Origin of the sequence: Ruminiclostridium cellobioparum subsp. termitidis CT1112, from assembly GCF_000350485.1 — a bacterium.
In the GTDB taxonomy this organism is placed as follows: Bacteria; Bacillota; Clostridia; order Acetivibrionales; family DSM-1351; genus Ruminiclostridium; species Ruminiclostridium termitidis.
Genome location: NZ_AORV01000043.1, coordinates 32,371 through 55,621, shown reverse-complemented (window position 1 = coordinate 55,621; position 23,251 = coordinate 32,371). Strand labels below are relative to the sequence as shown.

Below are 23,251 nucleotides of genomic sequence, written 5' to 3'. Positions count from 1 at the left end.
CCGCTATTGCGGCTCAAAGCCATAACATGGCTTGGGAGGTTAATATGAGTATTGAAATTTCCAATATTACAAAGTCTTTTGATTCCTTTAAAGCGCTCAGTAATATTGATCTGAAAATCAACACCGGTGAACTTGTAGCTTTACTGGGACCGTCTGGTTCGGGGAAAACAACACTGCTCAGAATCATTGCCGGTCTGGAAACCTCGGATCAGGGCAGCATCATATTTGACGGTGAGGATAATACCGGTAAAAGTACCCAGGACAGAAAAGTGGGTTTTGTATTCCAGCATTATGCGCTATTTAAACACATGACGGTTTTTGAAAATATTGCCTTCGGTTTGAAGGTCAGGCCCTCCAAACTGAGGCCGGGAAAGGAAGCCATTGAAAAGAAGGTGCATGAACTGCTGGCCCTTGTAAAAATGGAAGAGCTGGCAAAGCGTTACCCTGCTCAGCTTTCAGGAGGACAGAGACAGAGGATTGCACTTGCAAGGGCTTTGGCTGTCGAACCAAAAGTCTTACTGCTGGATGAACCCTTCGGAGCCCTTGATGCAAAAGTGAGAAAGGATCTCAGAAGGTGGCTCAGAAAGCTGCATGATGAATATCCAATCACAAGTGTTTTTGTTACACATGATCAGGAGGAAGCACTTGATGTAGCCGACAGGATCGTCATTCTGAATCAGGGAAAAATTGAGCAGATAGGGACTCCAGAGGAAGTATACGACAACCCTGCCAATCCTTTTGTCTATAATTTCCTTGGTAACGTCAACCTGTTCCACGGCAGAGTGCACAACGGAAAGATCGAACTGGGCTCCTTAAAGCTTGATGCACCGGAGCATACCGAAACCGCTGACAGAAATGTTGTGAGCTACATACGTCCCCATGATATGGAAATAAGCCTGGAAGCCGGAGAAAACGGGTTTATTGCTGCAAATATCATCTTTATAAGGGCTGTTGGACCAATCGTAAATCTTGAGATGAAAAGAATTGATACAGGTGAATATATAGAGGCTGAAATCAGCAAGGAAATCTATAAAAAGCTGATGTTGAAGGAAAAGCAGACAGTCTACGTCAAGCCCAAGGATTTCAGAGTATTTATACCCGAGGACTATATTATCTGAAATATTTTTTTGTATACTTTTGACTAAATTGGTAAGAAGTTGGTGGGAATTATGAACAGAAGCAATATTTTCAGCGGATTAACTTTGGAATCCAAAAAAATCTTAAGTTTGATTTTGCATGACCAGGCTTTAACAAAAAGTGCCCTGTCCGAACTTTCGGGTTTAAAGCTGACCAGTCTCAGCAGAATGATGCAGCCTCTGGAGGAGTTAAAGCTGATTGCCGGTTCGGAAATCGGAGAATCCACCGGAGGCAGGAAGCCTGTTCTATACGACATAGACTCCAGGAAGTACTATCTTATCGGCATTGACATATCAAGAACCTATACACAGGTTGTATTGACCAACCTGAAGATGCAGCCAGTAAAAAAGTATAGATTTGAAATGAACGGCGATTCAACTCCCAAGTTGACGCTAAGTATTATTTTGAGCTGGATCAGGGAGGTCCAGGAAAAAATCATCAGGCAAAACGGCAGTATTATCGGAATGGGTATCGGCACTGTAGGCCCGTTGGACAGAAACAGCGGTGTTGTATTAAATCCTGAAAATTTTGAGGCCCCGGGCTGGGAGAATATCCACCTCAAATCCATATTTGAAAAACGGCTTGAGATTCCGGTGGTAATTGACAATGGCGCCAATGCTGCGGTGCTGGCCGAGACCTGTTTTGGAATAGGCAAGGGCATAAAAAACGTCATATATATCAATTGCGGGGTGGGCATCAGAACGGGCTTGATATCCTCGGGAGTTTTTGTCAGGAATATAAATGACTCCGAAGATGCATTTGCACATATGATAATCGACCTTAACGGCGAGAAATGTTCCTGCGGCAACAGGGGGTGCATTGAAACGTACTCCTCAATTTATTCCATTGCCGAAAGATTCAGGGAATGTAAAAAAAGTGCTGCCCAGGAGCTGCAGGATAAATATTCATATATAGATATCTGCAAAGCAGCTGAAAGCAGTGACAGTTCAGCCCGGCAGGTCATTATCGAAGGGGCTGAAATAATGGGGGTCGGACTGGCAAATCTGATTAAACTGCTCAATCCCGGTATAGTTATTTTAAGCGGTCCCCTGATAAAACACTCCGGGCTTTTCTATGAAAAATGCACCGAAACCGCGTTGGATAAAATCAGGACTCACGGAGCGGGAAAGCTGTTTTTCAGCAATGGGGGCTATTTCAATGAAAATGCAATTTCTGTAGGAGCGGCCGCCCTTGTACTGGAAAACCTGCTGGAAAATAAGAAGCTAATATAATCAGTTAATATAAATTTGTTAATAGAAAGCGGAAGGGGTTATAAACATGGAACAATTGGAGCTTAAAGCACTGAACGGCAGATATGCCAAACCTGATGAGGTCATCAGTTACGCAGTAGAAAACCTTGGTGTTTCAAAAATAGCATTGGCATCAAGTCTTTCCATAGAAGATCAGGTGCTGACACATATGCTTTTGCAGGTTGACCCCGGGGCGAGGATTTTTGTAATTGATACCGGAAGACATTTTCAAAAGACCTATGATCTCATGGAGCAGACCATGCTCAGGTACAAGTTCAATTATGAAGTTTATGCTCCTGAAAGCAAGGATATTGAGGAATTGGTATCCAGGCTGGGACCAAATTTCTTTTATGAAAGTGTGGAACTGAGAAAAAAATGCTGTGATATAAGAAAGGTAAAACCTCTGAAGAGAGTTTTGAGCACCGTTGACGGTTGGATCTGCGGTTTGAGGAGAGAGCAGTCGCCCACCCGGCAGGATATGGAAATCTTTGAATGGGATGAGGGTAATTCCATATATAAGATCAATCCCATAGTGCACTGGAGTGAAGAGGAGGTTTGGGCATACATAAAAGCAAATGACATTCCTTACAGCCATCTGTACAGCACAGGTTTCCGCAGCATAGGGTGCCAACCCTGTACAAGAGCGGTGCAGCCGGGTCAGGATGTGCGCAGCGGCCGGTGGTGGTGGGAAGACCCTGACAAGAAGGAATGCGGTCTGCATTTGGGCGGTCATGCTCCGGCCTGACAGGCGGCTGTGCGGCTCAAAGCCATAAATATAAAATTGCGGAGGTTAAGCTATGAATCATTTGGATAAATTGGAAGCACAGAGTGTTCACATACTCAGAGAAGCTTACAGGGAATTTAAAAACATCTGTATGCTGTGGTCTATAGGCAAGGACAGTACGGTACTTTTGTGGCTGGCAAGGAAGGCATTTTTCGGACATGTGCCCATACCTCTGGTGCACATTGATACTCATTATAAAATCCCTGAAATGATTGAATACAGGGATGATCTGGCTTTAAAGTGGAAGCTGACCATGGTTTACGGTGAAAATTCCGAAGCCCTGGCACAAAAGAAAACCTTCCCCGACGGGAAAGTGGACAGGATAACCTGCTGCCAGTCACTTAAATCGGAAGCTTTGAAAAACACCCTGTCCGGTGAATGGAACAGGTACGTAATGGATCATAAGACCGGTAAATATGTACCTGACAATAACAGGGAGAAGTATACCGGTGTCATTGTGGGAGTGAGAGCCGATGAAGAGGGCAGCCGCTCCAAGGAAAGATATTTTTCCCCAAGGGACAGGGAAAATGACTGGGATGTAGGAGATCAGCCGCCTGAATTCTGGAACCAGTTCAAAACCGACTTTGCTCCCGGAACACATATAAGAATTCATCCGCTGCTGGACTGGACAGAATTAAACATATGGGAATACATTGAACGTGAAAACATACCCATAACCTCCCTTTATTTTGACCAGGGGGAAGGAAAACGATACAGGTCTCTGGGCTGTTATCCATGCACAACACCGGTTGAATCCACATCAAAGAATGTGGGTGAAATCATAGAGGAATTAAAAAGCGGCAAGTTTGCAAACATAGCCGAAAGATCAGGACGCGCCCAGGACAAGGACGACGGGGGAGGACTTGAGACACTTCGCAGAGGGGGTTACATGTAAATGGACAACAGAGAACAGATGAACATAGTAATCGTAGGACATGTGGATCACGGTAAAAGTACCGTAATAGGAAGGCTTCTTGCCGATACCGGTTCACTGCCGGAGGGAAAGCTGGAATCAGTCAAGGAATATTGCAAAAAGAACTCAAGACCCTTTGAATATGCCTTCCTGCTGGATGCTCTCAAGGACGAACAGGCGCAGGGCATCACCATTGACACCGCACGGTGTTTCTTTAAAACAGGAAAGAGGGATTACATCATTATCGATGCGCCCGGGCACATTGAATTCCTCAAAAACATGGTAACCGGTGCATCAAGAGCCGAAGCGGCACTTCTGGTCATTGATGCCAAGGAAGGTATAAGGGAGAATTCCAAGCGTCATGGGCATATTGTTTCAATGCTTGGTATAAAGCAGGTTGTTGTGCTTGTAAATAAGATGGATCTGGTGGACTTTGACAATAACATATTCAATTCGATAAAGTCAGAATTTACCGAGTTTCTTGATAAAATAAACATCAAGCCCATTAACTTTATACCGATAAGTGCCTTTAACGGAGACAATGTTGCAGGAAAATCTGCAAACACTCTGTGGTATGAGGGTCCCACCGTTCTGGAGCAGCTTGACGGCTTTGCAAACAAAAAGGAGAACCGGCAGCTTCCCTTCCGTATGCCGGTACAGGATATTTACAAGTTTACCGAGGAGAATGACGACAGGAGGATCGTTGCAGGTACTGTACTGAGCGGAACTGTAAAAACCGGTGACGAGGTTGTATTTTTGCCGTCCAAAAAGAGAAGTGTCATAAACAGTGTTGAAGGCTTTAATACCGCTCCTGCCCATACTGTATATGCCGACCAGGCCGCAGGCTTTACACTGAAAACACAGATATACATAAAGCCGGGAGAGCTGATGGTCAAGGCTGGTGAAACACAGCCTGTTCTCAGTTCACGCTTCAGAGTCAATATATTCTGGGTCGGACATGTGCCTTTGATAAAAAACAAGAATTATAAATTGAAGATAGGCACAATGAGAATAGCCGTAAAGCTGGTTGAAATCTTAAATATTATTGATGCTGCGGAACTCAACATCGATACCTTCAAGGATCAGGTTGAAAGACATGATGTTGCCGAATGTATTCTGGAAACAGCCAAGCCAATTGCTTTTGATGCAATCTCGGATATAGAGCTGACCGGGAGATTTGTTATAGTAGACAATTATGAAATTTCAGGAGGCGGAATAATTCTTGAGGGCGTACCCGACAGTGACAACAGTCTTGTTGAACATATCAGAGACAGGGAATATCTCTGGGAAAAGGGTCTTATTCCGGCTACCGACAGAGAAGAGATATATGGACACAAGTCCAAGTTTATTGTTATAACCTCGGGAAGTGAAGAAAACGAAAAAGCAATCCGGGACATTGGTAAGAATCTGGAGGACAGACTCTTCAAAAGAAACTATAAGGCTTACTATCTGGGGGTATCCAGTTTGCTGAACGGACTTGCAGCAGAAAGTTCCACCGATTTTCAGGCAAGGGACAGCCAGATCAGGCAGATAGGCGAACTTGCAAGAATATTCACAGATGCCGGACAGATTTTTATCACCTCGGTATTCGACCTGGATGATTATGAAGCTGAAAAACTTAAATTATTGAACCAGCCTAATGAAATAATAATAGTCAATGTAGGCCAATCGCCCTTCAACAGCTTCAAGCCCGACAGCAATATAAGCACCGGCCGGTCACTTGACAGCACTGTGGATACCATATGTGATTTGTTAAAACAACAGGAAATCATACTGGACTATTATATATAAAAAGTATGTTTAAATTAATAAGAGGGGGTATTTTATGAAAATTAAAGTGAACGGAAAAGAAGTAGTGCTTGAAAAGGAATTAACTGTGAGAGGACTGCTTGGCTTTCAGAATGTAGAAATGCAGGATTATGTGACGGTGCAGATCAACGATGAATTTGTAAGCAGAGATGATTTTGAAGCACTGCCGGTAAAGGACGGAGATGTTGTTGAATTCCTTTACTTCATGGGGGGAGGAGCCGCGGAATTATGAATTTTTCCAATGACCAGCTTGAAAGGTATTCAAGACATATCATACTTAAAGAAGTAGGAGTCAAGGGGCAGAAGAAACTGCTCCAGTCGAAGGTGCTCATTGTGGGTACCGGAGGCCTCGGCGCACCGGCAGCAATGTTTCTGGCTGCGGCAGGTGTGGGCACCATCGGACTTGTGGACTTCGATGCCGTTGAGCTTTCCAATCTTCAAAGACAGATAATACATCTGACAAAGGATGTGGGAAAGCCGAAAGTAATTTCGGGCAAGGAAACCATAAACGAAATGAATCCGGATGTGGAGGTGGCTGCCTACAAGGAATGGGTGAGCTCTTCCAACATCAAGGATATCATTAATGACAGGGACTATGATTTTATTATTGACGGAACCGACAATTTTCCTGCCAAATTTTTAATAAATGATGCCTGCGTACTCACTCAAAAACCCTTTTCTCATGCGGGTATCATAAGATTTCAAGGTCAGACCATGACATATGTTCCCGGGCAGGGACCCTGCTACAGATGTGTATTTCAGAATCCTCCGCCTGCAAATGCCGTGCCGACCTGCAAGGAGGCCGGTGTTCTCGGGGTAATGGGAGGAATAATCGGAACCATACAGGCAACAGAAGCAATCAAATATATTCTTGGGGTTGGCGAACTGCTCACCGGCAGGCTGTTAACCTATGATTCGCTTAAAATGGAATTTCGAAAAATAAACCTGCCTTATAATAAAAAATGTCAGGTTTGCGGAGAAAATCCCTCCATAAAGACTTTAATTGATTACGAGCAGGCAGTCTGCGATTTAAAGCATACTTAATTCTGTTGTCCGGTTATTTTAATAGGCTGTTATAAATAAGGTGTTATAAGAATAGAAAAATTTATTTACAGTAAAAAGTAAATTTTATCGATGTTAAGGGTAAGGAAATTATGCTACTATAAAGTACAAACAGGTTTCCGGTTTCCTGATATGGAAGGTAGGTGCTATAATTGATTGTAATTACTCAAAAGCAATATAAAGAAATATTGGATCACTCCATGCAGGCTGTTCCTGATGAGGCATGCGGGCTGCTCGGCGGTATAATTGAAAATGATATCAAATATGTCAAAAAAGTATACCTGCTTACCAACACAGATCACAGCCCCGAGCATTTTTCCATGGATCCGAAAGAACAGTTTGCCGCCGTTAAGGATATGAGAAGCAACGGATGGTTCATGCTGGGAAACTTTCACAGTCATCCGGCTTCACCCTCAAGGCCTTCGGAAGAAGATAAAAGACTTGCTTTTGATCCTGAAGCCAGCTATTTTATAATATCTTTAATGGATGACAGGAATATTGTTTTAAAAAGCTTCAATATCAGCAAGAGTGAAGTTGGTGAAGAAAAACTAATTATAGAAGGTGAATAGCGCGAAAAATGCGAAGTTTACATTTCGTGCATTCATCGTACGCTTTGCATAACAAATAAGCCCTTGGCTTATTTGCGCATTTGAGCAATCAAGAGGCTGGCATATGCTTGTTTCATTACTATTTGTATACGCGCTGGGAGCGTAAAGGGGAGATTATATGGCACAGGTGGATTATAAGGAATTAAAAAAAGGCGGTTTTATGCGCCAGAAGCAGAAGGACAATTTTTCATTAAGACTTGGGATTATCGGTGGTCAGATACAGGCCGACCAATTGCTGAAGGTTCATGAGATAGCAAAAAAATACGGCCGCGGTTATGTACATATGACTTCCAGGCAAAGTATGGAAATACCGTTTATAAAGCTGGAAGATGTGGAGAAGGTCAAGGCTGAACTGGCCGAAGCAAATCTCCAGCCGGGAGTCTGCGGACCAAGAGTAAGGACCATTACTGCCTGTCAGGGCAGCGAAATATGTCCCAACGGTATTATTGACTCCACAAAACTGGCATACGAGTTTGACAGGCGTTATCACGGCAGGGAACTTCCTCATAAGTTCAAATTCGGAATTACCGCCTGCTGCAATAACTGTCTTAAAGCCGAGGAAAACGATCTGGGCGTTAAGGGCGGAGAAAGTGTAGAATGGAAGGAAAATGCCTGCACTTTCTGCGGTTTGTGTGAGGCTGTATGCCGTGAAAAGGCAATAACCGTTGACAAGGCGGGGAAAAAGCTGGCTTTTAAGGAAGAAGCCTGCAACTACTGCGGCAGATGTGTTAGAGCCTGTCCCACCGGGGCATGGGAAGGCCGGAGCGGATTTATAATTTACTTCGGAGGTTTGTTTGGAAACAGGATAGCAATAGGGAAAAAGCTTCTGCCGATTGTTTTCACAACGGATGAACTTTTCAGAGTGGTGGATGCTACATTAAAATTTTATGAAAAAAACGGCAAGTCCAGCGAGCGTTTTAGAAACACCGTGGACAGAGTAGGCTGGGAACTGCTTGAGAAAGAAGTTGCAAGCGTATTGTAATTTACCTCCTTTATTCGCCACATTGCGATAAAGGATATAGGTTTTCATTACATTTTGTGGCCGCGATGCGGCTCAAAGCCATAGCATGGCTTAGGAGGTTAAAAATGTCAAATATAAAAGCTGATGATTTTGTTGATATAACTGATGTGGTTTGCCCAATTACCTTTGTAAAGGCAAAAGTTGCCCTGGAAGAATTGGAGGACGGTCAGATACTTGAAGTAAAAATGAATGAGGGCGAGCCTATTCAGAACGTGCCCAGAAGTTTTAAAGATGAGGGGCATAAGGTTCTGAACGTCATTAACAATGAAGATGGAACCTTTACCGTGTTTGTTGAAAAGGGCGGCTTAGGAGGTTAATGCAGGAGGGTTTAAAAAAATGAAATTTAATACTGCACTTTTACATGGTGAATTCGGGGCAGACAGTAAAACCGGAGCTACCACAGTTCCCATTTACCAGTCTTCAGCCTTTGAACAGGAAACTGCCGAAAAGCTGGAAAATATTTTTAAGGGGCGTGAACCAGGCTTCCTGTATACCAGAATCAGCAATCCGACCATTGAAGCTTTTGAAAAGAGGATAAATTTTCTGGAGGGCGGTGTGGGTTCTGCAGCATGCTCGTCGGGCATGGCGGCAGTTACTCTTGCACTGCTGAATATTGTAAGGAGCGGGGAAGAAATAGTCTCGGGAAGCGGAATTTTTGGAGGTACATATTCACTGTTCGGTTGTTTTGAGGATTTCGGCATTACTGCAAGATATGCAAAAGATAATTCTGCTGAAAGTTTTGAAGAAATCATTAATGACAGGACCAGAGTCATATATATTGAGACCATAGGAAATCCGAAGCTGGATGTATACGATATCAAGGAGCTTTCCGGGCTGGCCCACAGCCATGGAATACCGCTTGTTGTCGACAATACTGTCACTACTCCTTATTTGGTCAAGCCTTTTGAACTTGGAGCAGATATTGTCATTCATTCAACGTCAAAATATATCAATGGCAGCGGAAACTCCATAGGGGGAATTATTGTGGACGGAGGAAAGTTCAAATGGGATTTTGAAAAATTTCCTTCACTTAATGCATATAAAAAATTCGGAGGGTTTGTGTACCTTGCAAAACTCAGAAAGACATTATTTAAGGACTTCGGCGCATGTATGGCACCTTTTAATGCATACCTCTGCAGCCTTGGCCTGGAAACCATGGCCTTGAGAATGGACCGTCTCTGCAGCAACGCATTGCAGCTGGCCAGAGCACTTCAGAGCCACCCAGGTGTGACCGCAGTGAATTATCCGGGTCTGGAAGCTTCTCATGATTTTGAAGTTGCGGGTAAACAGTTTGGAGATAAATTCGGTGCTATTCTGACAATAAGGGTAGGTTCAAAGGAAAATGCCTTCAAGCTCATAAATTCCTTAAAATATGCCTATAACCTGTCAAATATCGGTGATGTCAGGACACTTGTCATCCATCCGGCATCTACTATTTATGCAACCAATACCGTTGAGGAAATGGAGAAGATGGGTGTGTATGACGATCTTATCCGTATCAGTGTCGGTATAGAGGATTTTGAAGATATCAGGGAAGATTTTGAACAGGCTTTGGAGAAGATGTCAAGGCCATAACATGGCCAATTAACCTAAAGGATATAAATTTTCATCACATTTTGTAGCCGCTATGCGGCTCATGGAGGTTAATATGATTTACGATGTGATTATTGTGGGCAAGGGTCCGGCCGGGTTATCGGCAGCGCTGTACACTGTTCGTGCAAACCTTAAAACACTGGTGATAGGAAAAAACAGCAGTGAATTGCTAAAGGCCCATAAAATCGAGAATTATTTCGGGTTTACCGAAGCAATCAGCGGAAGTGAGCTTCTAAAAGCGGGGGAACTTCAAGCCAAAAGGCTCGGTGCCGATATAGCGGAGGAAGAAGTTCTGGGAGTAAACCAAAGTGAGGATTTTGAAGTCATAACCACAGAAAAAAGTTATACCGGAAAAACCGTTCTTCTTGCCACAGGACAGCCTCAGAAGAAACTGAACCTGGAAGGACTTAAGGAACTGGAAGGCATAGGGGTAAGCTACTGTACTACCTGTGACGGCTTCTTTTACAGAAATCTTAAGGTTGGTGTGCTTGGACACAAGGATTTTGCCGCTCATGAGGCCGAAGAACTTAAACCCTTCACTTCAAACATAACAATATACACAAACGGCAGGGAGCTTGAGTACAGCGGTGATTACAGCAGTTTGCATGAAAAGTTCAATATAGTGGATAAGACTATTCTGAAGCTGGAAGGCAAGGATTATCTTGAAAGAATTCATTTTTCAGACGGCACTGCTGAAAATCTTGACGGAATCTTTATTGCCAATGACAGTGCATCCAGTGCCGATTTTGCCAGAAAGCTTGGTGTAATCACAGAAGGTGCATCCATAACGGTTGATAAGGATCAGAAAACCAATATAACAGGATTATTTGCCGCTGGTGACTGTACAGGAGGCTTCAAGCAGGTATCTACTGCCGTGGGGCAGGGAGCGATGGCTGCAAGAAAAATAATTGAACTTGTAAGAGAAAAAAATGCAAGAACAGAAGCAAAATAGATCATTGCTGGAAGTAACTTTAAACAATACAACGAGTTAATTTAAATATTTTGAATTTTAAAGGTAATTAGTTATAATAGTTATATTATAAGTTGAACAACAATTACAGCTGGACAAATTTAATAAAATAAATATGCATCAGTGGGGGTATCAAGCCTTCACTGATTATATTATTCAGCCGTTAAATATTTTTTTAGCTGGCAAGACACAGATAAAATTTATTTGGTACATTGGGAACATGGAGATTAAATGAAAATATATGTTGTTGGAGTCAATTACAAAACAACACCGGTAGAAATACGGGAAAAATTCAGTATGGGGCCGGACGAATATGAAAAAATGCTTTCCGGAATAAAAAAGTCGGGGGGCGATTTCGGAATGCGCTATTCTTTCAACCTGCAACCGGACTGAAATACATGTTTTTTCAGAAGCTTCCCGGTTGGATGTGGCAAATGTTGAAAAGAACTTCTGCCTTCTGAAGGGACTTGACCTCCATAGAATGAAGAAGTACTTTTGCATATATGAAGGAATCAATGCAATCAGGCATATTATGAAGGTCGCAGCGGGTATGGACTCAATGATACTAGGGGAAGACCAGATATTGGGACAGTTCAGAAAAGCCTATGAAATATCCATGAAATACGGAACCTCCCGGGCTGTTTTAAATACCCTGTCAAGGCTTGCCGTTACTTCCTCAAAAAAAATCAAAACCAGAGGAATAGAGATCAAAAAAGCTTCTTCAGTTGCAGGTCAGGTGGGGCAGCTGCTTGAAGCGCTGTATAAACAGGAGCTGACCGGTAAAAAAGTTCTCATCATAGGCTCTGGAGAAATAGGAAAAGCAGTGCGGGAAGTGTTGTTTGAAACAGGCTGCAGTAATATCCTCATGACAAAGAGGAGTGCGGCTGATACTGATGGGCGGACACAAAACGATAATATTTTTATGACTGTGGATTATAATGACAGGTATTTGTATATCCATCAGTCGGATGTTATTATTGGCGCCACCTTAAGCCCTCATTATACAGTTACCCTGGATATGCTGGAGGAAACAATGAAAGATAAGGAAAAACCTTATTTATTCATAGACCTGGCGGTACCAAGGGACTTTGACCAGGCGATGGAACAACTGGATAACGTGAAACTGTATAACATAGATCAGCTTAAGAATGCAAATCCATCACGTGCAGACAAGGAAAAGCCGTTTGATTTTGAATATATTAACGAGCAAATCAACTGCCATATCGGGGAGTTTATGAGATGGTACAATAAGAGAAATAATTTTGCGAAGGTATGAAAATATGTGTTTTTAAACGGGGGTAATTGATATGGCCATGTTCCCGATGTATGTCGACCTTAAGGGAAAGCGGTGTTTAATAGTGGGCGGGGGCGCAATTGCATACAGAAAAGCCGAAATATTATTGAGGTTTGAAGCTGATATAATTATTATTGCTCCTGAAGCATGCAGCTCATTAGTTGAATTGGAAAAGCAGGATAAATTAAAAATTATAAGAAGTACGTATACAAAAAATGATATTAATGAGGTATACCTGGTTGTGGCTGCCACTTCGTCAATGGAAACAAATGAACAGGTATATGAAGATGCGGTAAATATGAATATACCTGTTAATGTTGTGGATGATCCTGAAAAATGTACATTTATATTTCCGTCAATAGTTAAAAGAGGATCTTTAGCTATTGGAATATCAACATCAGGGGTATATCCGGCACTTTCAAAAAAAATCAGAAAAATTACGGAGGAGATATTTCCCGAAGATTATTCCGAAATTGTGGAGATGCTTGCCGGTTTCCGAAGCAGAGTCCGCAAAAGCTGCCTCACCCAGCCTGAGAAAGAGCACGAACTTCGGAATGTTCTTGAGGAGTTTTATTCAAAGGGCGAAATTACCCCCCGGGCATTAAATGGGGTGCTGCAGCGGCACGAAGAGAAAATCAGGGCTTAGATGTAGCCCATTGCCGGGTTTTGGGCGGTAAATACTATTTGAAAAATAAATTATTTACAGGATAAACTATTTAATGGAGGCAGCTGGACTATGAATGGAACCATAAGGGTGGGCACCCGTGAAAGTGCACTTGCGATGGCTCAGAGCAGGTTGATTGTAAATCTGCTGGAAAGCAGGTTCTCCGGACTCAAGTTTGAGCTTGTGGGAATGAAAACCAGGGGGGATGTCCTTCTGGATACAAGACTTGATCTGATAGGCGGAAAAGGCCTGTTTGTCAACGAAATAGAAAATGCGCTCATTGAAGACAAAATAGATATGGCAGTTCACAGTATGAAGGATATGCCTGCCGTCATGCCAGGCCAATTGACAATCGCGGCTGTTTCAGAGAGGGAAGATCCCCGTGATGTTTTAGTAACAACAAACGGCCAAAGTCTGAAGGAGCTGAGGACTGGAGCGGTAGTGGGGACAAGCAGTATCCGCCGTGAGGTCCAGCTCCTTGCCTTAAGGCCTGATCTTAATGTACGGCAGTTGAGGGGCAATGTTCTTACCAGGCTGGATAAGCTTGGCGCAGGTGAATACGATGCCATAGTTCTTGCGGCAGCAGGACTGAAAAGATTGGGGCTGCATGAAAAATGCGGCTGCTGTTTTCCCGTTGAAGAGATGATTCCCGCCATAGGACAGGGCATATTAGGCGTTCAGGTCAGAAAGGGCGGAAAAATGCAGGAGCTTGTAAATTCCATAAACAGTCCGGACACATGGTTGGCCCTGGAGGCCGAAAGAAGCTTCATGATCCGGCTTAACGGCGGCTGCAGTACACCTGTCGCGGCACATGCCGTCATCAGCGGCAATGAAATGAAAATAACGGGAATGCTGGCTGTAAATGACGGTAAGACTGTTTTACGGGCAGCGGTTGAAGGGGATAAGCGGCAGACCCCCACCCTTGGAGAAAGGCTTGCCGACCTTATGGTACAAAATCAAATAAATATGGGGGATTGCTGATTATGGCCGGAAAAGTATATATTATAGGGGCCGGGCCTGGGAATTACAAGCTTTTGACCTTAAAAGCCGCAGAGGCCATCAAGCAATCCGATGTCATCGTATATGACCGGCTTATTGACAGCAATGTGCTGGGGTTTGCTCATGATGGGGCGGAATTTGTCTATGTGGGAAAACAGCCTCAGCATCACCAGGTGCCGCAGAAGGAGATAAATAAAATACTTCTGAAATATGCAAATGAAGGCAGGACGGTAGCCCGGGTGAAGGGCGGTGACCCGTTTTTATTCGGACGGGGCGGAGAAGAATGTGAATACCTTCATAAAAACGGGATAGAATTTGAAGTTGTGCCCGGCATCACCTCCGCCATAGCTGTTCCTGCATATGCAGGAATACCTGTCACACACAGGGAGCATGCCTCATCACTTCATATCATCACCGGGCACCATTCGGTTGAAAATAAAATTTCGGGGGATGGTGAAGACAAGCCCCTATGTGATTTTGAAACACTTGCAAAGCAGGAAGGCACCCTGGTTTTTCTCATGGGTGTAAAAAATATCGGCGAAATTTGCAGCGGTCTTATGAAGTTTGGAAAAGAACCCCGGACACCTGTTGCTGTTGTTGAGAAGGGAACAAGGCCCGGGCAGAGAGTGGTTAACGGCACATTGTCCGATATTGCCGAAAAGTGTGTGCATTACAGGGTAAAATCACCTGCGGTTATAGTTGCAGGCCAGGTCGCGGAACTTGGTGAAAGCCTTGGGTGGTATAGTAAAGGAGTGCTCTCGGGCAATAGGATAGTTGTCACCAGACCTGCCGAACACTCGGATACTCTGGTTAAAGGACTGGAAGCACATGGAGCCCATGTGACTGAATTTCCTGTTATCAAAATAACCGAAGTGCAGGAAAACGAGCAGTTTCATACGGCTTTGAACAGGCTTGACTCATACAGCTGGCTGATATTTACAAGTGCAAACGGTGTTGAGATATTTTTCAGGCGGCTCAACCAGCTGAAGACAGATATCCGCAGGCTTTATGGCATCAAGCTTGCAGTGGTGGGCTCAGCCACTGAAAAGGCACTTAATTCAAAGGGCCTGTATCCGGATTATATTCCTGAGAAATACACATCCAAGGAGTTATTATCGGGATTGATTGAAAGAATAGAAGGCAGGGATAAAATACTGCTGATTGATTCGGAGCTTTCAAGGCCTGAATTGACCCGGGGCTTTAAGGATAATGGTATAGCTTATGACGAAATAGCTGTCTACACGGCGGAAACCAGTAATCTGGGAAGCAGGCTGGATTATTTAGTTCCCGAGCTGGAAAAGGCCGACATCATAACCTTTGCAAGCCCGTCGGCAGTGAAGGCTTTTGTGACCATACTGGGGAAGGAAAAAATACGGGAATTGCCCGCCCATATGGTATGTATCGGGCCGGTCACCGCCGGTGCCGCCGCAGAGGAAGGAATCACCGTAACCGCAGTTGCTGAACAGTATAATTCAGAAGGAATAATAAATAAAATAATCGAACTTTCCGAAAATAGAAGGTTAAATACTCAACAATAGGCTTCCGGAGGTAAAAATGGATTTGATAAAAAGACCCAGGAGACTCAGAACCAGTCCCGGGCTGAGAAAACTTGTGAGAGAGACAAATATAAATGTGGAAGATTTTATTTATCCCATGTTTGTTGCAGAAGGTGCAGGCATAGAAAGAGAAATAGCCTCAATGCCCGGAATAAATCATTACTCGGTGGACCGGCTGCTCTTCCAGCTGGAAAAGGTGCAGAAGGCGGGGATTCCCGGCGTGCTCCTGTTTGGTGTACCCGATGAGAAGGATGAGGTCGGAACCGGTGCCTTCTGCAGTGACGGTATTGTTCAAAAGGCTCTAAGGCAGGCAAAACAGCGGTTCCCCGAACTTGTTCTGTCGGCTGACCTTTGCTTGTGTGAATACACCAGTCACGGGCATTGCGGGATTATAAAAGACAACAAGATAGATAATGACCTGACCCTGGAGGTTTTAGCAAAAGCAGCTGTCAGCCTGGCTGATGCAGGTGCCGATATAATTGCCCCGTCCGATATGATGGACGGCAGAGTGGCTGCCATAAGGAAAGCTCTTGACGGCAGTTCTTTCACCGATAAGGCAATTATGGCCTACAGTGCCAAATATGCCTCTGCCTTTTACGGCCCTTTCAGAGATGCGGCCGGCTCTGCTCCGGCATTTGGAGACAGAAAAACCTACCAGATGGACTATCACGGCAGGAAGGAAGCCATGAAGGAAATAGAGCTGGATATAGATGAAGGAGCCGATATAATAATGGTAAAACCGGCCCTTGCATATCTGGATATTATCCATGAGGCAGCTTCCAGATATGACTATCCGCTGGCGGCCTATAATGTCAGCGGCGAATACTGCATGATCAAGGCTGCTGCCGGGAAAGGCTGGATTGATGAAAAAGGCGCGGCACTTGAGTCCCTGACGGCAATAAAAAGGGCCGGTGCAGTTATAATTATCAGCTATTTTGCCATTGATGCGGCAGCCTGGCTGAAATAAAACATACAGTAAGTCTATATTATAGGAGAATTGTCCCCATGAATAACATAAAATCTCAAGAAGTATTTGATAAAGCCTGCAATTATATGCCCGGAGGAGTAAACAGTCCTGTCAGGGCCTTCAGATCGGTTGGTCTCAAGCCGCCGGTAATAAAAAAAGGAAAGGGTTCCAGGCTTTTTGACCTTGATGAAAATGAATATATTGATTACGTTTGCTCCTGGGGCCCGATGATTTTGGGACATGCGCAGCCTGCCGTCATTGCGGCCATAAAGGAAGCCGCCGAAAACGGAACGAGCTTCGGGGCGCCCACTGAGAATGAATTGCAGCTGGCCGAATTAATATGTGAGGCCATTCCTTCCATGGAAATGCTCAGACTTGTCAGCTCGGGAACAGAGGCTGCCATGAGTGCCATACGTGCGGCAAGAGGTTACACCGGCAGGGATTTGATAGTTAAATTCGAAGGCTGTTACCACGGGCACAGTGACGGCCTGCTGGTCAAAGCCGGCTCAGGCGCCCTGACGGCTGGGGTGCCCGACAGTTCGGGAGTACCGGCGGATTATTCCAGGAACACCCTTGTAGCCGTGTACAATGACGCGGAAGGTTTGCAGGAGCTGTTCAAAAAATATGGCAGCAAAATTGCAGCAGTTATAATTGAGCCCATTGCCGCCAATATGGGGCTGGTGCTTCCGGATATTGATTTTCTTAAGCAGCTGCGTACACTGACCGAAAATCACGGTGTGCTTTTGATTTTTGACGAAGTGATCACAGGCTTCCGGGTTTCCTATGGGGGAGCTCAGGAGTTGTATGGCATAAAGCCCGATCTGACAGTATTGGGAAAGATTATCGGCGGAGGAATGCCTGTTGGCGCATACGGAGGAAGAAGGAAAATAATGGAGAAAATAGCTCCGCTGGGCCCTGTATACCAGGCAGGAACCTTGTCAGGCAATCCTGTTGCAGTGGCTGCCGGCATCAGTACGTTGAAGACCATAAAGCAGACAGGGGACTTCTACCAGCGTTTGGATTGCCTGGGCAAATCCTTGGAAGATGCATATACAGAGGCTGCAAACAGGTACGGAACCGATATAAGTATTAACAGGGTGGGCTCGCTTTTAAGTGTTTTTTTCAGCGACAGGGTGGTTGTGGATTACAGCAGTGCGGTAAAGTCAGACCTGGAGAAATTTAAAAAATATTTCTCGTTTATGCTGGATAGAGGTATTTATATTGCTCCCTCACAGTTTGAAGCACTGTTTGTGTCATATGCCCATATTGAAAAGGATATTGCTGAAACCAAAGCAGCTATAGAGTATGCTTTTTCACTGCTTTAGTGTTAATATTTTTCTAAACGATAACAGGAAATTCATAAATATGCACAATGAGTTCAGTGCCATGGCAGCCGATGCAATGACCGGGATTAAATGACCGGTCGCCGCAAGGGGAATTGCCATGGCTTTATAACTGTTCAAAGCAGTTTTTGCCTTATTAATAAATAAAGCAGGATTGTGTGTTAAATTTGAGACAACTCCGCCTCCGGCTTATCCGCCCAACGAATGGATGAAAACATATAAATAATATATGCATACTATAATTGTACTCACAAATTTAAATTATCCAAACCTTCCTTTTATGCTAAACTTAATAATTTGTATATTTTTTAGAAAGTTACAGCCATTTTTTAGGACTTCCGCTACTGGTTTGACTTTTAAAATATAGGTTGCTACTATTGAAATGAATCACATACTTATATAGCTTTATAAAAGTTGGTTAATGAAATAAATGTCTTGATCCGTTGGAGGAAGAATCGGGAGTTAGTGAATACTCATTTACATCTCAAAGATATACAATTTTTTAGAAAGCATTTTTGATTTATGGTATGAGGATATTCTTCCAGGAAATAGAATGAAAAGGTTGGCTGCAATGTGCTTTCAAAAAGATAGGTACTATGGAAAAGGGTGTGTTTGTGATAAATAATGATACAGAAAACAAAAAATCAAAGTGGTCTCTGGCTGTTGAGTTATTCCTGGTATTTTTAAAAATATCACCTATCGCCTTTGGCGGCGGATTTGCAATGGTCCCGGTAATTGAGAGGGAGGTGGTAGACCGGAAAAAGTGGATTGATAATGAACAGATGGCTGATACATTAGCAGCAGCGCAGTCGGTTCCCGGTGCTGTAGCAGTTAATTCTGCGACATTAATCGGATACAATATCAATGGAGTAATAGGAGCATTGGCGGCATTTATGGGAACTGCAATCCCAACCTTTATAATTATAGTAGCAATGGGCTTGATATATGACAATATCAGAGAAATACCATTGGTGCAGTCAGCAACAAAAGGTATCCAGGGAGCAGTTATAGGATTGGTACTTATTGCTGCCTGCAAAATGGGTTTTGTGTCTTTGAAAGATAAAACCTGTTGGGGGATATTTCTTGCTGCGAATGTTGTCTTAATTTTATGTCAACGCATAAGTATTGTTTTTATTATTATTGCCGGAGCTGGAATAGGTATTCTGGTGAGCTTTGTAAAATTAAAATTCAATAAATAAAGGTAACAAACAAGTGAACACATATTTTCAGCTATTCTCAATTTTTTTTAAAATAGGTATGATTGGTTTCGGCGGTGGATATGCGATAATTCCAATTATCGAAAGGGAACTCTTAAGCCGGCATTGGATAGATACTTCCCAATTAACTGAAATTATTGCCGTATCCTCAATGTCACCCGGACCTATTGCAGCAAATTGCGCCAGTCTGGTAGGATTTCACATGTATGGATACCCGGGAGCAGTTATAGCATGTCTGGGGATAATACTGCCATCATTATTGATAATTTTGGCACTGGGAAAAATTCTATTAAAATACGGTGAGCACTTTATTGTAAAGGGAATATTTTACGGGCTGCGTCCTGCTGTTTCGGCGCTTATAGTTTATGCGGCCTTCAGGCTTTCAGTATCCAATAACATCATAAGTATGAATGGCTGCGATATTAAAAGTATTTTATTAATAGGTGCGGTTTTTATTATACTTAACACCATAAAAATAAATCCATTATTGATTCTGCTTGCATCAGCTTTGACAGGTATGCTTATTTTTTAAAAAATATGAAGCTATTTTTTATTTGATGTAACATTTCTGGAATAGAATATTTTCTGATACTCCTTAGGGGACATATTCTCCAGTTTTTTAAATACTTTTGAAAAATGGCTCTGGTCTATAAAGCCTACCATGGTACTGACATTACTAATAGTTATGTTTTGGGTGCGGAGTAATTCCTTTGCTCTGTTTATTCTGGCCTTATGCAGGCAATCAGTAAAGCTTTCATTGGATTTAATCCTAAACAGACTTGAAAGGTAGCTGTAATTCAAGTGGACAGCACTCGCGACGTCAGATAATTTAATATCCTCGCAGCAATGGGAGTTAATATACTCCCAAACAGGGGATAAAACATCCCGGTTTCTTGCATTCAATTCAATACTTATAGTATCGGCTATATCATTAAAGGCATTATTAATCACCTTTATGAGTTCAACATAGTTTGATACTTCATCTATAATTCTAAAAAATTTAATCTTTAATTTGTTCAATTCACTTACATTAAAACCCGCAGATGAAATAGTCTGAATAGTAAAATAGAATTGGCTTTCAATATTCTTTTTTAACAAATAAGGTTCTATGGACAAGGTTTCATTTACTGCTTTTACATAATCAATAATCAGTTCTTTTACTCTTTCAATATTAAGTATATCCAATTCTTTTGAAATCTCTTTTGTATTCATGGACACATAGCTTGGATTAATCATATTGTCTGAAATAATAATATTGGTGGTAAAATAAAACCCATATTCACATTTGTTCAGCGTATTATGAAAAATCCGGGACAAGGCTGAAATATCGTAAAAAGGTTCAGACATGCAAACAGCTATAGGGGCATTTTGCAGCATAAAGGAAGATCCCATTATTCTATCAAAGAGCTTGATGATTTCAGGTTCCCTGCAAGCCGACTGAAGCAGCACAACAATATTTTGTTTGTTATATGCGGCAATTGCAGCTTTTTTTGTATTTATGCCTGTTGCCAATTCTGACTTGAGGACAGTCTTAATTTGTCCGATATCACTTGGCGGACAATTAAGTTTCAAATTGAGCAAATAGAAAGGTTCATTGCTGTCAAAGCAGATCCCGGTATTCTCTTCTAAGGATAGGAGAGCATTATTACTTCTAAAATCCTCATGCTCTATCATTTTAAGCAATATATATTCCGCAGTGTGCTTAATACTATTCTCTTTGGGCTTGGTCAAGGGCTTTAATTTTCTCAGGGTTTCAATTAATTGAGATGCATCGAGATTAGGCTTCAACAGGTAATTGCCGGCTCCATTAAGGAAAATTGATTTTACGTAATTGAAGTTATCATAACTGCTTAATACTAAAATGGAAATATCAGAATATTGACTTTTTATTTGCGCGGTTAAATCAATGCCATCCATTTCAGGCATAATAATATCGGTTATGACGATATCGGGCTGCAATTCCTGAACAAGCTTCATAGCCTCTTTGCCATTTCCGGCTTCTCCGACTATCTTGAAACCTTCAGCCTCCCAATCACAAATATATTTGATACCGTTCCGAAGTAATAATTCGTCATCCACTATTAAAATTTTAGTTAAATCCACACTCATTCTTATCACCTCATGCAGTTTTATTTTTCAATTGCCGGGTCAGTATTTTCCATTTTTATTGCGGGTAATTTTATTGTTATTTGAGTACCAAAATTCAATTCACTAATTATTGATAAACCAAAATTATTCCCATATATCAGTTTTATACGCTCGTCAACATTTTTGACTCCGATACCAAAAAACTTTCCTTTTTCCGGAACGGAATCATATTCCAGAAGAGTTGCCAATGTTTCAGGAGGGATGCCATTACCATTATCAATAACATCAATAATCAGTTTATCTTCCTCCAGATGGGAAAATATACTTATTGTGCCTCTTGGGTTAGTGTCTGTAAATCCATGGAATATACTGTTTTCAATAAGCGGCTGTAAAATTAATTTTGGTATTTGATATAGCTCCAGGGAAGTATCTACATTAACGACTAAATGGACCCCGTCTCCGTAACGGAAGCGTTGTATTATCATATAGTATTTGACAAGCATAAGCTCTTCTGAGAGAGGTATTAACTCGGTACTGTCACCGATTGTTTTTCTTAATAACTGAATTAAAGCCGATATAGCCTCAACAGCTTGATTCTTTTTTCCGTAAATTGTCAAATACTTGATAGATGTGAGGGTATTATATAAGAAATGGGGCTTTATCTGCATTTGTAAACTTGTCAGTTCAGATTGACGCTTAGCCTCATTTTCCAAATTAAGCTTCTCTATATAATTGTTAATTTCATCAAGCATTGAGTTGAAAGCTTCACTTACAATTTCAACTTCTCTGCAGCCCTTGAAGTTAATCCGTTCAGGATTCTTGTTATGGGTAAAATTAAACATGAGTTCGGATAACTTATTTATCGGAGTAGTCACCGAATTAATCGAATAGAAAGTAAACAACAAGCTTATAAAGATAAAAACAAGGCTTATCATTGAAATATTAAACAGAATAATATTATTCTCCTTATTTACAAGGTCGTAGCTTGAAAATTCAATTAGCCAGCAATCGTACAATGGAATATACTTTGACATGGCGATATACTTTTTATTATTATACTCAATATTATGTTTATCTATCGCGAGATCCTGCTGCTTCAGCGCAATGTTATAAAGCTCCGGCATTTTTTTTCCAACGTTTGAACGAACACTGTCTGACAAAACATATCCATCGGGTTTTACTATAACAAAACGATTATTTCTATTTAAGAGCTTGTTATAGGTTTTATAAAAGGCTTCTTCATCAATACTTACGATAAGTATTCCATAAAGTTTGTCGGTATACATATTATGAATTGCTTTTGAAATCAAAGTCACATTGCTGAATTGCGTCTCGGTTGTGATACCGTGTCTGCCTGTTTTATAAAACACTTTCCTGTAGTTGCTTAAAGCCTCTTTTACAAAGGGTTGTTCATATATATCTTCAATTGGCATTGCAAGGAGTTGATTATTATTAGTATAAACCTGTCCATTCTGCCCGATTAAAACTACTTGGATTTTATATGAATCAAAAAGTGCAGAAAAAGTAGATAAATATGTATTCATTTTATCTACCATCCGATATTTCATAAATTGTTCGGTTATCGGTTCTGAAAGGTAATAGTTCAGATCACTGTTCAAGTCAAACTGGCTGATCATATGAATAATTTGTCTATTTAGCAAATCAATATTGCTTTCGGTATGAGAAAGCATCTGAAAATAGTTCTCTGAAAGAAATTTTCGGGTTGCACGTCCATATTGAGCAAAAGAAGTTATTTGTATTAATAGGGACAGTAAAAATAATATGACCAAAAATCTGGTAATTAATTTGACAAATAGACTATCCCTGGCGAAAATAAATTTGAATTTATTCATAAATAACTTGATCCTTCCCGACTAAAAACACTCCTGATATGGATTATCACTTGTCTTCCTGCTATGGATACTTTTTGAAGTCTTATCCTAAGACTAACTTTAGTATAATATGTTTTGGGTGTC

Annotated in this window: 23 protein-coding genes; 21 read left to right on the top strand and 2 right to left on the bottom strand. The window is 42.0% G+C overall.

The window, feature by feature from the left end:
* Nucleotides 1-44 precede the first annotated feature (44 nt).
* The 21 genes from CTER_RS15955 to CTER_RS15860 all read left to right on the top strand — a co-directional run bounded on the left by CTER_RS15955 (nucleotide 45) and on the right by CTER_RS15860 (nucleotide 19,719).
* Nucleotides 45-1,118 carry a sulfate/molybdate ABC transporter ATP-binding protein gene (locus CTER_RS15955; RefSeq protein ID WP_004627176.1) on the top strand — a complete coding sequence of 358 codons (1,074 nt, stop codon included), beginning with the start codon at nucleotides 45-47 and terminating at the stop codon, nucleotides 1,116-1,118.
* A gap of 51 nt (nucleotides 1,119-1,169) precedes the next feature.
* Entirely contained in the window at nucleotides 1,170-2,369 is a 1,200-nt protein-coding gene (locus CTER_RS15950; RefSeq protein ID WP_004627050.1) for an ROK family protein, read from the top strand.
* A gap of 46 nt (nucleotides 2,370-2,415) precedes the next feature.
* The gene (locus tag CTER_RS15945) at nucleotides 2,416-3,132 is read left to right on the top strand and encodes a phosphoadenylyl-sulfate reductase (RefSeq protein WP_004627103.1); all 717 of its coding nucleotides are present in this window, start codon (nucleotides 2,416-2,418) and stop codon (nucleotides 3,130-3,132) included.
* A 52-nt stretch (nucleotides 3,133-3,184) separates the two neighbouring features.
* A complete protein-coding gene (gene cysD / locus CTER_RS15940) occupies nucleotides 3,185-4,066 on the top strand; it encodes a sulfate adenylyltransferase subunit CysD (RefSeq protein WP_004627129.1) in 882 nt (293 codons plus the stop codon).
* Nucleotides 4,067-5,875 (top strand): GTP-binding protein, encoded by a 1,809-nt coding sequence (locus CTER_RS15935; protein ID WP_004627036.1) that lies wholly within the window; start codon nucleotides 4,067-4,069, stop codon nucleotides 5,873-5,875.
* 34 nt (nucleotides 5,876-5,909) lie between these two features.
* Nucleotides 5,910-6,125 carry a sulfur carrier protein ThiS gene (thiS, locus tag CTER_RS15930; RefSeq protein ID WP_004627062.1) on the top strand — a complete coding sequence of 72 codons (216 nt, stop codon included), beginning with the start codon at nucleotides 5,910-5,912 and terminating at the stop codon, nucleotides 6,123-6,125.
* Nucleotides 6,122-6,937 (top strand): HesA/MoeB/ThiF family protein, encoded by an 816-nt coding sequence (locus tag CTER_RS15925; protein ID WP_004627164.1) that lies wholly within the window; start codon nucleotides 6,122-6,124, stop codon nucleotides 6,935-6,937. The genes thiS and CTER_RS15925 overlap by 4 nt, the downstream gene beginning before the upstream one ends.
* A 170-nt stretch (nucleotides 6,938-7,107) precedes the next feature.
* Nucleotides 7,108-7,524 carry a M67 family metallopeptidase gene (locus tag CTER_RS15920; RefSeq protein ID WP_004627149.1) on the top strand — a complete coding sequence of 139 codons (417 nt, stop codon included), beginning with the start codon at nucleotides 7,108-7,110 and terminating at the stop codon, nucleotides 7,522-7,524.
* A 157-nt stretch (nucleotides 7,525-7,681) separates the two neighbouring features.
* Nucleotides 7,682-8,545 (top strand): 4Fe-4S dicluster domain-containing protein, encoded by an 864-nt coding sequence (locus tag CTER_RS15915; protein WP_004627163.1) that lies wholly within the window; start codon nucleotides 7,682-7,684, stop codon nucleotides 8,543-8,545.
* Nucleotides 8,546-8,649: 104 nt separating this feature from the next.
* Nucleotides 8,650-8,901, top strand: a complete 252-nt coding sequence (locus CTER_RS15910; protein ID WP_004627139.1) for a sulfurtransferase TusA family protein — start codon at nucleotides 8,650-8,652, stop codon at nucleotides 8,899-8,901.
* A 19-nt stretch (nucleotides 8,902-8,920) separates the two neighbouring features.
* Complete coding sequence (locus CTER_RS15905; protein ID WP_004627152.1) at nucleotides 8,921-10,159, top strand: O-acetylhomoserine aminocarboxypropyltransferase/cysteine synthase family protein; 1,239 nt, start codon at nucleotides 8,921-8,923, stop codon at nucleotides 10,157-10,159.
* A gap of 73 nt (nucleotides 10,160-10,232) precedes the next feature.
* Nucleotides 10,233-11,129 carry an NAD(P)/FAD-dependent oxidoreductase gene (locus CTER_RS15900; protein ID WP_004627095.1) on the top strand — a complete coding sequence of 299 codons (897 nt, stop codon included), beginning with the start codon at nucleotides 10,233-10,235 and terminating at the stop codon, nucleotides 11,127-11,129.
* A 249-nt stretch (nucleotides 11,130-11,378) separates the two neighbouring features.
* A complete protein-coding gene (locus CTER_RS28345; protein ID WP_165585969.1) occupies nucleotides 11,379-11,540 on the top strand; it encodes a hypothetical protein in 162 nt (53 codons plus the stop codon).
* Nucleotides 11,500-12,423 (top strand): glutamyl-tRNA reductase, encoded by a 924-nt coding sequence (locus CTER_RS15895; RefSeq protein ID WP_004627112.1) that lies wholly within the window; start codon nucleotides 11,500-11,502, stop codon nucleotides 12,421-12,423. Before CTER_RS28345 ends, CTER_RS15895 begins: the two co-directional genes overlap by 41 nt.
* Nucleotides 12,424-12,454: 31 nt before the next feature.
* The gene (locus tag CTER_RS15890) at nucleotides 12,455-13,087 is read left to right on the top strand and encodes a precorrin-2 dehydrogenase/sirohydrochlorin ferrochelatase family protein (protein ID WP_004627082.1); all 633 of its coding nucleotides are present in this window, start codon (nucleotides 12,455-12,457) and stop codon (nucleotides 13,085-13,087) included.
* A gap of 90 nt (nucleotides 13,088-13,177) precedes the next feature.
* A complete protein-coding gene (gene hemC, locus CTER_RS15885; protein ID WP_004627128.1) occupies nucleotides 13,178-14,086 on the top strand; it encodes a hydroxymethylbilane synthase in 909 nt (302 codons plus the stop codon).
* Nucleotides 14,087-14,088: 2 nt separating this feature from the next.
* Complete coding sequence (gene cobA, locus CTER_RS15880) at nucleotides 14,089-15,642, top strand: uroporphyrinogen-III C-methyltransferase (RefSeq protein WP_004627148.1); 1,554 nt, start codon at nucleotides 14,089-14,091, stop codon at nucleotides 15,640-15,642.
* Between the two features lie 22 nt (nucleotides 15,643-15,664).
* Nucleotides 15,665-16,627: a porphobilinogen synthase gene (hemB, locus tag CTER_RS15875; protein ID WP_200859474.1), complete on the top strand. Its 963-nt coding sequence runs from the start codon at nucleotides 15,665-15,667 to the stop codon at nucleotides 16,625-16,627.
* 38 nt (nucleotides 16,628-16,665) lie between these two features.
* Entirely contained in the window at nucleotides 16,666-17,952 is a 1,287-nt protein-coding gene (hemL, locus tag CTER_RS15870) for a glutamate-1-semialdehyde 2,1-aminomutase (RefSeq protein WP_004627031.1), read from the top strand.
* 632 nt (nucleotides 17,953-18,584) lie between these two features.
* A complete protein-coding gene (locus tag CTER_RS15865; protein WP_165585968.1) occupies nucleotides 18,585-19,169 on the top strand; it encodes a chromate transporter in 585 nt (194 codons plus the stop codon).
* A gap of 13 nt (nucleotides 19,170-19,182) precedes the next feature.
* Entirely contained in the window at nucleotides 19,183-19,719 is a 537-nt protein-coding gene (locus tag CTER_RS15860; protein WP_004627171.1) for a chromate transporter, read from the top strand.
* Between the two features lie 11 nt (nucleotides 19,720-19,730).
* On the opposite strand, the gene CTER_RS15855 is transcribed toward CTER_RS15860, so the two are convergent.
* Both CTER_RS15855 and CTER_RS15850 read right to left on the bottom strand, forming a co-directional pair.
* Nucleotides 19,731-21,296, bottom strand: coding sequence for a response regulator (locus CTER_RS15855; RefSeq protein ID WP_004627054.1), 1,566 nt, complete (start codon nucleotides 21,294-21,296; stop codon nucleotides 19,731-19,733).
* A 20-nt stretch (nucleotides 21,297-21,316) separates the two neighbouring features.
* Complete coding sequence (locus CTER_RS15850) at nucleotides 21,317-23,128, bottom strand: cache domain-containing sensor histidine kinase (protein ID WP_004627098.1); 1,812 nt, start codon at nucleotides 23,126-23,128, stop codon at nucleotides 21,317-21,319.
* Nucleotides 23,129-23,251: the final 123 nt, after the last annotated feature.